The organism is Pseudophaeobacter sp., assembly GCF_039971195.1.
Lineage (GTDB): Bacteria > Pseudomonadota > Alphaproteobacteria > Rhodobacterales > Rhodobacteraceae > Pseudophaeobacter.
Genome location: NZ_JBDWPJ010000172.1, coordinates 1 through 15,256, shown reverse-complemented (window position 1 = coordinate 15,256; position 15,256 = coordinate 1). Strand labels below are relative to the sequence as shown.

The following is a 15,256-nucleotide window of genomic DNA, read 5'->3' as shown; positions in this document are numbered from 1 at the left end:
AGGCGCTGCATTCGGATCGGCTGGTTTGGGCGGGGGCGGGTTCAGGATGTCATCAACCCATTTCTGCGCCGCATCGCAGCCATCGCCGCGCGGTGGCCGGTCCTGATTGCTGCAGCCGCGCGTGCCTTTGGGACAGGCGAGACGCACATGGAAATGGTAGTGATGCCCCCACCAAGGCCGGATTTTGCGCAGCCAGCGCCGGCCGCCCCTGGCGTCCTTGCACATCTGCACCTTGGCGCCGGGAAAGACAAAGATCCGCGCCACGCGTTTGTCCTGTGCAGCGGCCTTGATGATCTCGTGATGGGCGCGGGTCCAGTCGGAATTGACAAAGGCACCATTGTTGCGGCGCGTCGAGATAGAAGAGATCTTTTCGCGTTGCGACCGGCTGTAGTTCAGCCGGTCAGCTGGGCGCATCCAGATATCTATATCCAGCCCCATCTGATGGCTGCGATGGCCTGAGAGCATCGGCCCGCCCCGGGGCTGGCTGATATCGCCGATATAAAGCCCATTCCATCCCGGCTGGCTGGCGGCCACCCTGCTGAGCTTTTCGATAAAGCTGATGGTCTCGGGATGGCCCCAATTACGGTTGCGGCTGAGCCGCATCGCCTGCCATGTTGGTCCGGTTTCCGGCAATTGCACCGCCCCGGCAACGCAGCCCTTGGCATAGGAGCCATAGGCCGCCGGTGCCTGCTGCGATCCACTATCCTTGGCACCAAACAGCTGTTTGGCCAGCGGCGCGGCACTGGCGCTGCCAAAACCTGCAATCACTAAACAAAAACTCGCTACAAGCAGTCTCAACCCTGGTCTCCTTCGGCCTTCACCCAGCGCAATGCAATCAACCCGAGGACAAACAGAAGGATCACCGGGCTGATGCCCAATCGTGCGCTACCGGTCAGGGTGGTGGCAACCCCAATCAGCATTGGCGCCAGAAAGGCAGTGGCGCGTCCCGACAGGCCATAGAGCCCAAAGCTCTCGGTGGCCTTTGCAGGATCAGTATGGCGCACCATCAGGCTGCGGCTGGCGGCCTGCAATATTCCGCCGAAACCGCCAATCATCATGCCACAGCCAAAGAAGATCGCATCCGGCAGTGTTGAGCCTTCGGCCAGTGGCACGCCAAACAGCGCGTCACGCGACATGTTCACCACGGTGATGCAGACCAGGGTCAGCACCAGGATTGCAGCAATGATGACGGGCTTGGGGCCATAGCGTTTGTCGGCCACACCGCCGACCCAGCTAAAGGCCGCGGCGGCAATGGCAGAGATGATCCCAAAGGCTGCAATATTCAAGATCTCCCAGTCTAGTACCAGACTGGCATAGACCCCGCCAAAACCATAAAGCCCATTGAGCGCATCGCGGTAGAGCATCGACGAGCCAAGATAGCTGGCCAGGCTTGCGCGATTTCTCAGGGCCTTGACCGAAGAGACAACCAAGGTCACAGCCTGACCCAGCGTGCCACGTTTGCCAGTATGGGCATCATCCTTCACCCAGAGAAAATAGGGCACCATAAAGACGATAAACCAAAGAGACGTTAGGGGGCCAACGACACGTCTATCTTCACTTGTTTCTGGGTCGAGACCAAAAGCAGGCTCTAGACCGACAACGGTCTTGCCTTCCTTTAGTTCCAAGAAAAAAACCAACATGATGAAGAGGGCAATCACACCGCCCAGATAGCCAAAGGCAAAGCCGGATCCGGAAATTGCCCCGACATCGTCCTTGCCGCCGAGGCTGGGCAGCTGCGAATTGGCAAAGATCAGGGCAAATTCAGCACCGATGAAACCAAAGCCAAAGGTAACCAGCATCCACCACAGGTTGCTGCCTGCGGGGTCCGAATACCAGATCCCCCAGGCGCCGAGCGCATACATCAGTGAAAAGCCAATGAGCCAGGGCCGTTTGCGCCCGGAAATATCTGCCAGCGCCCCGATGAAAGGCGCACCAAAACCGATCATCAGCCCGGTCACGGTCATACCAATCGCCCAAAGCGTTTGGGCCTTGGCCTCTGCTGCGGCGTCGCTCAGGCCTAGTGTCAAATAGTAATGTTCGGCGACCTCCGAGAAGAAGGGGCTGAAAATAAAGGTCACTAGGAGCGTGTGATAGGGCTGGCTGGCCCAATCAAAGAACCACCAACCCCAAATGCGCTTGCGCGTTGAAATATTTCTCATCCTGTCCCCACCTATTTGTTATCCGCGATAAGACAGGCACTTAGCCTATGAGGCAAGCGTATCTTGCATCGGTGGCCAGGGACGTTGTGCGTCCGCCGCGCGCCAGGCATCGATCCAGCCGGGGATTTCAAAGGGCTCCAGATCTGGATGCCCCATGGCTGCGAGCACCCGCGTGGGGGCAACAATACCCTCCTTGTCGGTCAATGCGGTGCGCAGCATCACATGGCTAGCGCAGGTGCCGTTCTTCTTCCACATCGACTGTTCCAGATAGATGAACTTGTCATCCCAGGCCACGGCGCGGCTGCGCATTTCAAACCGTTCAAAGCCGCGGATGCGCTGGCGGAACCGCACCGAAGAACCCGCAACGGTCATGCCCCAGCGGTTCTGTCGCAGGGCGCTGATCAGCCCCACCCGCTGTGCCTGCATGGTGCGGCCGAGATCATATAGCGTCATGGCGCGGCCATTGTTCAGCTCCAGCCAGATGTCCAGATCCCAGGGCCAGCAGATATGGTTGGAGACATGGGTCTCGGTGAGACCCAGCGGCGCCATGCGGCGGGCCTTCAGCAGGTCTTTGATCAGGCGGAAAATCGGGAACATCGGCGTACTCTCTTTGCGGAATGTGCCCCTCTTGCCACCGATTAACCAATGGTCAACCGCAACCTCGGGGAAGCCTTGCACAAATGCCACAGGCTGCTTACCTGTGGGGCTGATATTCCAAAGAGGTACGTGATGCTCTCGCTGTTCCAAATTCTGCTGTTGATCCTGGACATCGTCTGGTTCTTCATCATCGCTCATGTGATCATGAGCTGGCTGATCAATTTCCAGGTGCTGAACCTGCAACAGCAGCTGGTGAGCCAGATCTGGTACATGCTGCAGCGAATTCTCGAGCCGCTTTACGCGCCGGTGCGTCGCATTATGCCCAATATGAGCGGCATTGATCTGGCCCCGCTGGTGGTGCTGATCGCGGTCTATGCTCTGCGCATTATCATCCAGAACAACATGGCCGCATTCTACTAGGCCTCCCTGGTGGCCCGTTTGGGCTGTTTCAGCGGATGACTATGAATAAAACCAAGGGGGCGAAGCGTAAAGCTTTGCCCCTTGCTCTTGCCGCCCGAATCGACCTGTGGGATTGTGGCGCTCAAATCAGAGCAGCCGCACCCAACGAGGTCCCACGTCATGACAGCCGCGTCCGCGATCACCGAGACGGAGAGCAGTGCCACTCCGTTGCTGCGTGAGATCTTTGGCTTTGATGCCTTTCGCCCCGGCCAGGAGGAAATCGTCGAGGCGGTAACACGCGGCGAAAACGTGCTGGCGATCATGCCCACAGGGGGCGGCAAATCGCTGTGCTTCCAACTGCCGGCGCTGCAACGGGCCGGGATCACCGTGGTGATCTCGCCGCTGATCGCCCTGATGCGCGATCAGGTGCGGGCGCTGCAGGCGGTTGGCGTCACTGCCGGGGCGCTCACCTCGGGCAATACAGAGGAAGAGACCGAAGCGGTCTGGCAATCCATTGAATCCGGCGCGCTGAAGCTCCTGTATATGGCACCCGAACGGCTGGCTTCGGGGTCGACACTCAATATGTTGCAGCGGATCAATGTCAGCCTGATCGCGGTGGATGAGGCCCATTGTGTCAGCCAGTGGGGCCATGATTTCCGCCCCGACTACCTGCGCATCGGCGAGCTGCGTCAGGCGCTGGATGTGCCACTGGCGGCCTTTACCGCCACCGCCGATTCCGAGACCCGCGAAGAAATCATTCGCAAGCTGTTCGATGGTCATGCGCCCCGCGCCTTTCTGCGCGGCTTTGACCGGCCCAATATCCATCTGGCCTTTGCCGCCAAGGATGGCCCGCGCCGCCAGATCCTCGAATTTGCGGCGGTGCGCAAAACCCAATCAGGCATCGTCTATTGTGGCACCCGTGCCAAGACCGAAGACCTGGCCCGCGCTCTGCGCGATGCGGGGCATGCGGCTTGCCATTATCATGGTGGCATGGAGGCCGGGGAGCGTCGCGATGTGGAGGTGCGGTTCGCGCGTGAAGATGGGCTGATCGTGGTGGCGACGGTGGCCTTTGGCATGGGCATCGACAAGCCCGACATCCGCTGGGTGGCTCATGCGGATCTGCCAAAATCAATCGAATCCTACTATCAGGAAATTGGCCGTGCGGGCCGCGATGGCGCCCCGGCTGAAACGCTGACGCTGTTTGGATCCGATGACATCCGCTTGCGGCGCAGCCAGATAGACGAGGGCCTGGCCCCACCTGAGCGCCGCGCCGCCGACCATGGGCGGCTCAATGCGCTCTTGGGTCTGGCCGAAGCGCTGACTTGCCGCCGTCAGACCCTGCTGGGTTACTTTGAAGAAGAGTCAGAGCCTTGCGGCAATTGCGATCTTTGTGACAACCCGGTGGAGGTCTTTGACGGCACCACGGCGGTGCGTAAGGCGCTCTCGGCTATCTTACGCACCAATGAGACCTATGGCGCTGGGCATCTGATCGACATTCTTTTTGGTAATGAAACCGACCGGGTGCGCGAAAAGGGCCATGATGATCTGTCGGTCTTTGGCTGTGGCAAGGAATATAGCAAGCGCCAGTGGCAGGCAGTGTTTCGTCAGATGATGGGCCATGATCTGGTGCGCCCCGACCCCGAACGCCACGGTGCCCTGCGCATGACCGAGGCGGCGCTGCCGGTGCTGAAAGGCGAGGCGCAGATCTCCCTGCGCAAAGACACCATCAAGTCGGCCGAACGCCGCCCAGCGGTGAAAATGCTGGTTTCCGAAGAAGACGAGCCACTGCTGTCGGCCTTAAAGGCCAAGCGCCGCGCCCTGGCCGAGGCGCAAAAAGTGCCGGCCTATGTGGTGTTCAACGACAAGACCCTGATCGAAATGGCCGAGACACGGCCCGAAACTCTGGATCAGATGGCGCGGATCGGCGGTGTCGGCGCCAAAAAGCTGGAGCGCTACGGCGATGAGTTTTTGCAGGTGATCACCGGCGCGGTGGAAGAACTGCACCCGGCCCGGCGTAAGCTGGCAGCACGGGAAGGGGCGGGTTCGACCTATGATGCCCTGATGGAGGCCCAGGCGCTGCTGACCCGTGGCGCATGCGGCACCCTGAAACCGCTGAGTTGTCCCGCCACCATGCTGGCCAAGCTGGCGCAGATGCGGGTTGAGGATACCCGTGGCATCACAATGCTGCTAGGCGAACGCCGGGCAGAGAGATTTTTGCCCGCCTTTCTGGACGTTTTGCGCCAGACTGACTAAGTCTGTCGGAGAGAAACAAATCGGAAACAAAAGGAGCGCGCGATGCTGGTAGTGGTATCCCCGGCCAAAAAGCTGGATTGGTCGGAGCGGGATCAGGACTTGACCTTCCCCGCCTTTCAGGAGGATGCCATTCGCCTGGCCGAAGTCGCCCGCGAGCTGAGCGTCGCGGATCTGATGAAGCTGATGCATATCAGCGAGGATCTGGCCAAGCTGAACCATGATCGCTTCCGCGATTTTGCCTCAGATCCCAAGACCGAAGATCTGCGCCCTGCCGCCCTAGCCTTTGCCGGTGACACTTATCAGGGGCTCGAAGCCGCATCGCTGGAGCCAGAAGAAATGGCCTGGGCACAGGATCATTTCCGTATTTTGTCCGGGCTTTATGGTCTGTTGCGACCCTTGGATGCACTGCAGCCTTACCGGCTGGAGATGGGATCACGGCTCAAAAATCCACGCGGCAAGAACCTCTATGAATACTGGGGCAGCCAGATCGCCGAGGCGCTGAATGCCCAGGCCGAAGCGACCGGGGCGGAGGTGCTGGTGAACTGTGCCAGCCAGGAGTATTTTGGCGTGGTGGACCTCAAGGCGCTGAAACCGCAGGTGGTGACGCCGGTGTTTATGGAAGACAAGAACGGCACCCCAAAGGTGGTGAGCTTTTATGCCAAACGCGCCCGTGGGGCCATGGCGCGCTACGTGATCCAGCACCGGGTCAATGAGGTCGCAGCTCTGCAGGAGTTTGATACTGGGGGGTATGTCTATCAGCCGCAGCTGTCAGAGCCGATGAAGCCGGTGTTCCTGCGTCAGCCCACGGCCTAGGGGCCAGAGTTATTAGAGCCGAGGTTCAAGAGGCAGAGGCTCTAGGCGGCTGAAGTCACTTCGATAGGATGAAACTCATCCGTTGTATGTTGCAGGATCCGTTCCAGGATCACTGCTTTGCGCAACGGCTTGGTCAGGTAGTGGTCCAGCCCGGCGGCCAGGATACCTTCGGAATCGCCGGTCATTGCATGTGCGGTCAGCGCCACGATGGGCACGTGACGCCCGGTTTTGCGCTCCAGTTTGCGAATTGCCACCGTGGCCTCTTTGCCATCCATTTCCGGCATCGAGATATCCATGAATACCAGATCCGGTTCAAACTCCTGATAAAGCGCAACTGCCTCGATGCCATTGTTGGCAAATTGCAGGTCGATGTTCAGCTCTTTCACCATCTTGCGGAACACCAGCTGGTTGGTTTTGTTGTCCTCGGCGGCGAGGACACGCATCTGCCGGGCATCACATACCATGGTGGCAGGCGCCTGCTCTGCGGCTGCATTATCTGCCTCATAGGCTTCTTCCAGAGTCTGTGGCGCGGAATCATCCACTGTGATCTCTTCCCCTGCAGTCACCTCGCTCCCGGTCTGCTCACCTGTGGCCTGTTCAATTGGAGCGTCTTCTTCGCAAGAGGGCGGCTGGGGCGACAGATCAGCGGGGTCGGCGGGGAGCTCATCTGGTGCCAGCATAGAACTGGCCATGGTGGCCAGCTTGCTAAAGAGATCGTCGCGCGGGGTGGGACGGGGCAGCAGCTCCAATTCCAGGGCTTCGATTTCCTCAACCGGGTATTCATGCGGGCTGGGGCAAAGCATCAAGGTTGGAAGGGCGCTCCAGCTGCTTTGGCGCAGCTGGCGGGTCAGCTCCAGGCCACCACCGCCCGGCAGGCCGTGATCGGCGATCACCAGATCGATGCCGTCGTGCATCTTGTCCAGAGCATCGCTGACACTGTCAGCAGAGGTTGTTTCGACGCCGAGGAGCATCAACTGACGTTGCAGGATCTCGCTGTTGAGCGTTGAATTGTCGACCAACAGAATATGGCGCAGGCTTTTGGGCAGTTGGGGCGTCGCTGAGCAGGCCTCATCGGCTATGGGCAGCGGAATGCGGAAGCCAAAACAGGAACCCTGCCCTTCGTCGCTTTCAACCCAGATCTCGCCATCCATCAATTCGATCAGACGCCGCGAAATCGCAAGACCAAGGCCAGTACCCTCGAACTTGCGATTTTTCTCGTCTTCGACCTGATTGAACTCGCCAAAGACATGCTCGATCTTTTCTTCAGGGATGCCAATCCCGGTGTCCTCGATCATGCAATGTACCGCGCAGGTGCCTTCCTCTGGGTCAGAAATGCCAGTGACACGCAGGGTCACATGGCCTTCGCTGGTGAACTTTACTGCGTTGCCGGCCAGATTGGTTAGCACCTGCCGGATGCGGCCCGGATCGCCCACAAACTGGGTTGGTAAGAACAGGTCGTAATCCACCAACATCGACAGCCCCTTGTCGCGTGCGGTGGGCTGCAGCAGCATGACGATCTCGTGGATGCAGCGTTCCAGATCAAAGGGTTCTCTGTGCAAGACCAGCTTGTCGGCTTCGATTTTGGAATAGTCGAGCACATCATTGATGATCACCAAGAGGGCTTCGCCGGAATTCTTGATGGTTTTGGCGTAGAGCTTCTGCTCGTCATTCAGCGCCGTATCGTTGAGCAGCTCTGCCATGCCGACAACCCCATTCATCGGGGTGCGGATTTCGTGGGACATATTGGCGAGGAAGGCGGATTTGGCGCGGTTGGCTGCCTCGGCACGTTCGCGGGCAGAGCGCAGCTCTTCTTCGTAGTTGACGGAGGAGGTGATATCCAAGGCGAGGCTTACCACATCGCCGCCGTGGCCACGTTGGTCAATCAGCCGCAAATAGCGATCGTCCCACATCTGAATAATCACCGGTTCAGGCGACATCGACAGCCAGCGATTGCTCATCATTGCGCGCCATTTGTCCGGCTTCATCTCACCTGTATTGACCAGCCCCTCGTCGGTCAGGATCTGCAGGATCCGCATGTATGAAATTCCCGGAGTGACTTCCTCTAGCCCGTCAAAGATATTCAGATAAGCGGTGTTGGCGCCGATCAACTGGCTATCGGCGTTGAAAAAGGCAAAGCCATCCTGAAAGGCCTGGATCGAATGCCAAAGGCGCCGCTCGGCCGTTTCGATCTTTTCATTAGCCATGCTGAGGTCGGATTTGACCTTGGCATTTTCATCCCGCACGGTGGCCACTTCGGCCTGGGTGACACCGATTTGCTTGGTCAACGCCAGCGCGTGGCGGCCAAGTTTCCGGTTCGCAGCCGACAGTTCAGCCTGCTTGAGCTCAAGCAGGCGTTCTGCCGCCAGTCTAGCCCGGCGTTCTTCCGCGATTTTGTCAGCAAGGCTCATCCCTGCGGGCTCCATCTATAGTAACAAATAGGATCCCCGGAGGGAGCGAATGCCAGGTGAAAATTTTATGGTCCTAGTGTCTGTCTTACGCGTGAATTTCTTGCCATGAGGTTAAGCCCGTGCCAGCCTGAAGTTGATTTAGGAGGGCGTCATGCCAGTTTTTGTATTTACCCGGTTCACAATTTTCCTGCATTTCCTTCGCCAGCTGGGCCAGAGCCTGGCAATTCCCCTCTTTTCAAGGCGATTTGCGGCCCAAACGCTGACCCTTGTGGCGCTTTTTGCGAGCAGCCTGGCTGGGGGTGCGACGGCAGGGCCTGCGATTCCATCGCTGCGCTATCAGGCCTTTATGGATACGGATTATTACGGCTCGGATCTGCAGGCGCTGTTTGATACCGATCTGGCCTCCTGCCAGAAAGCTTGTTCCGCTCAGAAATCCTGCACCGGTTTTGTCTTTAACGCCCGATCAAATGCTTGTTTCCCCAAACAGAGCATGCAGACCGCTTCGGAATTTCTCGGGGCGATTTCGGCGCTGAAACAGGCCCAGCCCGCCGCCCTCATAGCGCAGGCCGAGGCCCGGGCACAGCGGTTGGACTTCCTGCGGGAGGCGGATTTGGCCCAGGCCTACAGCAGCGCTGAAAAGATCAGCCGAAGCTTCCCTGCTGAAAGCGCGGCGCTGGAGGACATGGTCGAGGCGGCGCAGATCCAGGCGCGGGCTGGCAATGACAAGGGCGCGCTGCGCTGGCTGGCGCAGGCCGTGGCGCTGAGCGACGAGGCCGGGCTCTGGGCAGAGTATTCTGCCATTTTGCAGCGCCACAGCGGCGTGCTGAGCAATGGCAAGCAGGCGGCGCGCAAACGTGCCCTGGCCGCCGGGATCAATGCCTATCTGCGCGCGCCCTCTGAGGCGGTGCAGGTAAACGGCTTGGTGGCAATGGCGCGGTCGCTGGAATCCCTTGGTCGGGGTCGGGACATGGTGCCGACACTGCGTCTGTCCGAAGACATCGCACCGCGTCGCGATACCGCGCATATGCTGGAACGGGCGATTGAAAGATACGGCTTCCGGGTGGTCGACAGCGAAGTGCAAAGCGATCGCGCCGATCCGCGGCTCTGTATTGAGTTCTCCGAAACCCTGCAGCTGAGCGGGGTTTCTTATGAGGACTATGTGAAGATCTCCGTGCCCGGCATTGTTGCCACGGCCGAGGGGAGTCAGCTCTGTGTTGATGGGCTGGAGCACGGGCAGCGTTATTCCATGACCCTGCGGCGCGGCTTGCCTTCGGGCAAGGGCGAGCTTTTGCAACGGGATGTTGAGCTCACCCATTACATTGGCGACCGCAGCCCAGCTGTGCGTTTTCCCGGACGCGCCTATGTTCTGGCCAAAACTGACCAGGCAGCGCTGCCGATTGAAACGGTGAACCTGACCGAGGTGTCATTGCGTCTGCGCCGGGTCAGCGACCGCAACCTGCTGCGCAGCATTCAGGATGGCTATTTTGGCCGCCCCCTGTCGCAGTGGCAGGAGGAACATTTTGCCAGCGATATTGCCGAGGAAGTCTGGAGCGGCACCGCCGCCCTGCAAAATACCCTAAATCAGGATATCACCACCCGGCTGCCACTGGCCGAGGCCATCGCCGATCAGCCGGTGGGCATCTACGCGCTTTCCGCGACCTATGACGGCGCCAACCCCTATGACGAACCCGGCGCGACGCAGTGGTTTGTGCTTACGGATCTTGGTCTCAGCACCATGTCCGGCAGCGATGGGCTGCATGTGCAGGTACAGGGGCTTTCAGATGCCAAGCCCCGCGCCGGGGTCGAGGTCACTCTGGTCTCCAACGCCAATGCCATTCTCGGCAAGGCAGTGAGCGATGCCACAGGATATGCCCATTTTGCCCCAGGTCTGGCGCGCGGCCGCGGCGGCGCCGAGGCCGCGATGATCCTGGCAGAGGTGCCGGGGGTTGAAGACGCAGAGGCGGCCGAGGATTTTGCCTTCCTGTCGCTCAAGGACGCGGCCTTTGATCTGTCGGATCGCGGCGTCGAGGGTCGCCCTTCACCGGGACCGGTGGATGTGTTCCTGGCAACCGATCGTGGCGCCTATCGCGCCGGGGAGGTGATCCATGTCACCGCCCTGACCCGCGACAGCAAGGCCCAGGCCATCGACGGCCTGCCGCTGACCGCCATACTGAGCCGCCCTGATGGGGTGGAATACAGCCGGCGCCTGTCAACCGGTGGCGCTGCGGGCGGGCATGTCTTTGCCCTGCCGGTGGGCAGCACTGCGCCGCGCGGCACCTGGCGGCTTGATCTCAAAAGCGATGTCAAAGCGCCTGCCCTGGCCAGCCGCCAAATTCTGGTCGAAGACTTTATGCCGGAGCGGATCGATTTTGACCAGAGCGTTGCCAATGCCGGGGCCCTACGTCCGGGTGAATTTGCCCAGTTGGATATCTCGGCGCGTTACCTTTTTGGTGCGCCGGGAGCGGATCTTGGCATTGATGGCGACCTGCGTCTGCGCCCTGTGCAGACGCTGGACAAATGGCCGGGCTATCAGTTTGGCCGCTATGACGCGCCGCGCGACAGTCAGCGGAACTACTTTGGCGGCGATGTCACTGATGCCAGCGGGGCCGCGCGAGTCACCGTGGAACTGCCGGTCGTCGATGTCACCGGCATGCCTTTTGAGGCAACACTGAGTACACGGCTGACCGATGGTTCTGGCCGTCCGGTGGAACGGGTTATGGATCTGCCAGTCAGCCCTGCGGGGCCGGTACTGGGGATCAAACCCCTGTTTGACGAGGAGGTCGCCGAAGGCACCGAGGCGCAGTTTGAACTGGTCGCCCTGTCAGAGCAGCTCAATCAGATGCCGATGCGGGTGAAATGGAGCCTGAACCGGATCGAGACCCGCTATCACTGGTATCAGCTTTATGGCAATTGGAACTGGGAGCGCAGCACCCGCCGCAAAAGCATCGCCACCGGCGAGGCACAGCTGGGAGAAAGCCCGGTTCTGGTCTCTGCCCCCACCGATTGGGGCCGCTACGAACTGGTGGTTGAACGGCTGGACGGCGATTATGTCGAAGCGGCGGTGGATTTCTATGCCGGCTGGTATGCGCCTGCGGATGGCGCGGCAACGCCCGACCGGCTGGAGATGTCGCTGGATGCTGAAAGCTATCAACCCGGCGACACGGCCCGGCTGCGGCTGGTACCGCGCAGTTCCGGCACGGCGCTGATCTCGGTTTTGTCCAATGAGGTGATCGAACGCCTTGCGGTGGAGGTCACTGCCGGAGAGGTGGTTGTGCCGCTCACTGTGAGTGAGGATTGGGGCAGCGGTGCCTATGTCACCGCGATGATGCTGCAGCCGCTTTCCGGCAAGGCCAGCCGCACTCCGACGCGGGCGCTGGGCCTGGCCCATGCACGGGTGGAACAGCCGGGGCAGGAGCTGCAGGTCGCCATCGCGGTGCCCGAAATAGCCCGCCCCCGCAGCACCGAAACAGCGCAGATCACTGTCTCCGGCGCCAAGCCGGGCGAAGCGGTCTGGCTGACCGTCGCGGCGGTAGATCTCGGCATTCTCAACCTCACCGGTTTCAAGAGCCCGGATCCCAGTGCCTATTACCATGGTCAGCGTCGGCTGGGGATGGAATTGCGCGATATCTATGGGCGGCTGATTGATCCGGGCAATGGTGTCCTGGGGCAGATCCGTTCAGGCGGGGATGCGGACCGCGGCATGCAGATGCAATCACCGCCACCAACCCAGGACCTGGTGGCCTTCTTCTCGGGTGCGGTCCAGGTTGATGCCAGCGGCAAAGTGGATTTCCCGCTGGAGCTGCCTGCCTTCAATGGCACCGTGCGCCTGATGGCCGTTGCCTGGTCCGACAGCGCAGTTGGCCAGGCCGAGGCGGATATGCTGGTGCGGGACCCGGTTGTGGTCACCGCCAGCCTGCCGCGTTTTCTGGCACCGGGAGATCAGAGCCGCATGCGCATCGAATTGGTGCATGCGGATGGGCCTGCGGGTGAGATGACGCTTTTGGCACAGACACTGGGCGCGGGCATCACCCTCGGAACCCTGCCAGCCTCGGTCTCCCTGGGCGAACAGGGCAAGGCGGTGCTGGAGATGCCACTGACGGCAACTGCAGTTGGTGATCCGGAAATTGTATTGTCGCTGATCACCCCGGAGGGCAAGCACCTCAATCAGGTGCTGCGGATGCCGGTGCGGGCAAATGATCCGGTGGTGGCAACCACCCGTCGCTTTAGCCTGCAGAAAGGCGGCAGCTTCCAGTTCACCAATGACGTCTTTGCGGGCCTGCAACAGGGGACAACCCAGGCGGTGCTTTCGGCGGGACCTTTGGCCAAATTTGACGTGCCGGGGCTGCTGAAAACTCTGGATCAATATCCCTATGGCTGTACCGAGCAGGTGACCTCTAGGGCGCTGCCGCTGCTCTATCTGTCCTCAGTTGCGCAGTCGCTGGGGCTGGGGCGCGGACCGCAGGTTGAGGCCCGCATTCAATCGGCGATCCAGCGGGTGCTGACCCGTCAGGCCAGCAACGGGGCTTTTGGTCTGTGGCGTGCTGAAAGCGGCGATTTCTGGCTCGATGCCTATGCCTCCGATTTCCTGTCGCGGGCACGGGCGCAGGGGCATGCGGTGCCCGAAGGCGCCTTTGTGCGGGCGATGGACAATCTGCGCAACCAGCTGAACTATGCCTCCGACTTTGACGAGGGTGGCGAGGATGTAGCCTATGCGTTGCTGGTTTTGGCTCGCGAAGGCGCGGCCTCGATGGGCGATCTGCGCTACTATGCCGACGTCAAGGCCAAGGCCTTTGCCACGCCATTGGCGGCGGCGCAGTTGGGTGGTGCACTGGCGGCCTATGGCGACCAGCGCCGGGCGGACCGGATGTTTGCCCGCGCTGCAGAGCTGTTGGAGCAGACCAGGTCAGAGCGCCCTGTCTGGCGGGTCGACTATGGCACCCAGCGACGCGATGCAGCAGCGGTTCTGGCCCTGGTGGTTGAGGCCGGATCAGAGGCGATCAGCACTGAGCAGCTGAGCAACCGGGTCACACAGAGCAGCGAGTGGATGTCGACACAGGAATCCGTCTGGACCCTTATGGCGGCCCATGCGCTGATCAAAAACCCAGAGGCCTCGGGAATGCTGATCAATGGTCAACCTTCTGAGGGGTCCTTTGTGCAGATCGAAGGCGGTCAAGGCCCCGTGAATATGTCGGTGACAAGCGCCAATGGCGCTGCCACCGATCTGACCCTGACCACCCTCGGGGTGCCCGAGGTGCCGCCCGCCGCGGGCGGCTATGGCTATAGTCTTGAACGTCGCCACTACACGCTGGAGGGCGAAGAGATTGACGGCCGTCAGTTCTCGGTTGGTGATCGGTTTGTCACGGTGCTGCGGGTCACCCCGCATGAAACCGTCGGGGCGCGGCTGATGGTCAATGATCCGCTGCCGGCCGGCATCGAGATCGACAACCCGAACCTGCTGCGGTCTGGGGATCTGAGCGGTCTCGACTGGCTGAAGCTGACGGAGGCAGAACATGCCGAATTCCGCAGTGATCGGTTTCTGGCGGCGGTGGATCTGTCGGGGCGTAAATCGGCGACGCTGGCCTATATCAGCCGGGCGGTCACGCCCGGTCAATTCCACCATCCGGCGGCCCAGGTCGAAGATATGTATCGCCCTGCCTATCGCGCCCATACTGATGCCGGTTCCGTGGCGATCCGGTGACCAAGGCAAAAACACCAAGGACGCGCCCTGAAAACTCTGGCGCGTCTTTTGCCTCTCTGCGGCGTGGCGGGCTTTGGCGCAGAAGCCTGTGGCCTAGAAATCTGTGGTATCGGGGATTTGCCTTGGCGCTACTCATGGCTGTCACCCTGTCGGCGGTTCAGCGTCTGGACCGCTGGGTTGCGGAAACCAGCCTGCCCCTGACCCTGGCCGAAACCTCGACCGAGGTGCTGGACCGCAATGGCGCCTTGATGCGGGTCTATCCGGTGGGAGATGGCATCTGGCGCATGGCGCCGCAGCTGGAACAGGTGGATCCGAATTTCATCGCCATGCTCACCGCCTATGAGGATAAACGCTTCTTCTCTCATGTCGGGGTGGATCCGCTGGCGATGCTGCGCGCTGTGGGTCAGGCGCTGTGGAACGGGCGGGCGGTCTCGGGCGGGTCTACCCTGACCATGCAGCTGGCGCGGTTGCTGGAGGATGGCACCACCGGTGCCTGGGCCGGTAAAATTCGCCAGATCCGTCTGGCGCTGGCGCTGGAGCGGCGGCTCAGCAAGCGACAGATCCTGGCGCTCTACCTCACCCACGCGCCCTATGGCGGCAATCTCGAAGGCATTCGGGCGGCCAGCTACGCCTGGTTTGGCAAGGGGCCTAACCGGCTGACGCCGTCCCAGGCGGCGCTGCTGATCGCCCTGCCGCAATCGCCCGAGCGCCGCCGCCCGGACCGTGCGCCGCAGGCAGCACAGGCGGCCCGCGATCGGGTACTTGCCCGGCTCCAGGGTGCCGGCCTTTTGACGGCGGGGGAGGTCGCCACAGCGGTCAAGACATCGGTGCCCCGCAGGATGCAGGGTTTCCCGCGCCTGGCTCCGCATCTCACCGATCGGCTGATCGCAAGTCGCCCCGGTGCAGCGCGGCTTGCCGTGACCCTCGAC

9 protein-coding genes are annotated in these 15,256 nt (G+C 61.0%); 5 read left to right on the top strand and 4 right to left on the bottom strand.

All coding sequences use genetic code 11. From position 1 onward, the window contains the following. The 3 genes from mepA to ABJP42_RS15230 all read right to left on the bottom strand — a co-directional run. On the bottom strand, nucleotides 1–792 hold a 792-nt coding region (gene mepA / locus ABJP42_RS15240; protein WP_490363231.1), incomplete at its 3' end, for a penicillin-insensitive murein endopeptidase. A 2-nt stretch (nucleotides 793–794) separates the two neighbouring features. Next, nucleotides 795–2,159, bottom strand: coding sequence for an MFS transporter (locus ABJP42_RS15235; RefSeq protein WP_348341836.1), 1,365 nt, complete (start codon nucleotides 2,157–2,159; stop codon nucleotides 795–797). 45 nt (nucleotides 2,160–2,204) lie between these two features. Further along, nucleotides 2,205–2,756, bottom strand: a complete 552-nt coding sequence (locus tag ABJP42_RS15230) for an acyl-CoA thioesterase (protein WP_348341834.1) — start codon at nucleotides 2,754–2,756, stop codon at nucleotides 2,205–2,207. Between the two features lie 132 nt (nucleotides 2,757–2,888). On the opposite strand from ABJP42_RS15230, the gene ABJP42_RS15225 reads away from it, so the two are divergent. The 3 genes from ABJP42_RS15225 (at nucleotide 2,889) to yaaA (ending at nucleotide 6,221) form a co-directional block, all read left to right on the top strand. Next, nucleotides 2,889–3,176, top strand: a complete 288-nt coding sequence (locus ABJP42_RS15225; protein WP_122072192.1) for a YggT family protein — start codon at nucleotides 2,889–2,891, stop codon at nucleotides 3,174–3,176. 159 nt (nucleotides 3,177–3,335) lie between these two features. Further along, nucleotides 3,336–5,408, top strand: a complete 2,073-nt coding sequence (gene recQ / locus ABJP42_RS15220) for a DNA helicase RecQ (RefSeq protein WP_348341832.1) — start codon at nucleotides 3,336–3,338, stop codon at nucleotides 5,406–5,408. A 42-nt stretch (nucleotides 5,409–5,450) separates the two neighbouring features. After that, a complete protein-coding gene (gene yaaA, locus ABJP42_RS15215; RefSeq protein WP_348341830.1) occupies nucleotides 5,451–6,221 on the top strand; it encodes a peroxide stress protein YaaA in 771 nt (256 codons plus the stop codon). 41 nt (nucleotides 6,222–6,262) lie between these two features. On the opposite strand, the gene ABJP42_RS15210 is transcribed toward yaaA, so the two are convergent. After that, entirely contained in the window at nucleotides 6,263–8,629 is a 2,367-nt protein-coding gene (locus ABJP42_RS15210; protein ID WP_348341828.1) for a response regulator, read from the bottom strand. A gap of 151 nt (nucleotides 8,630–8,780) precedes the next feature. Between ABJP42_RS15210 and ABJP42_RS15205 the strand changes: the two genes are divergently transcribed. Both ABJP42_RS15205 and ABJP42_RS15200 read left to right on the top strand, forming a co-directional pair. After that, nucleotides 8,781–14,327, top strand: coding sequence for an alpha-2-macroglobulin family protein (locus ABJP42_RS15205; RefSeq protein WP_490363230.1), 5,547 nt, complete (start codon nucleotides 8,781–8,783; stop codon nucleotides 14,325–14,327). Nucleotides 14,328–14,461: 134 nt separating this feature from the next. Further along, nucleotides 14,462–15,256: transglycosylase domain-containing protein (locus ABJP42_RS15200; protein WP_348341826.1), on the top strand; the 795-nt coding region annotated here is incomplete at its 3' end.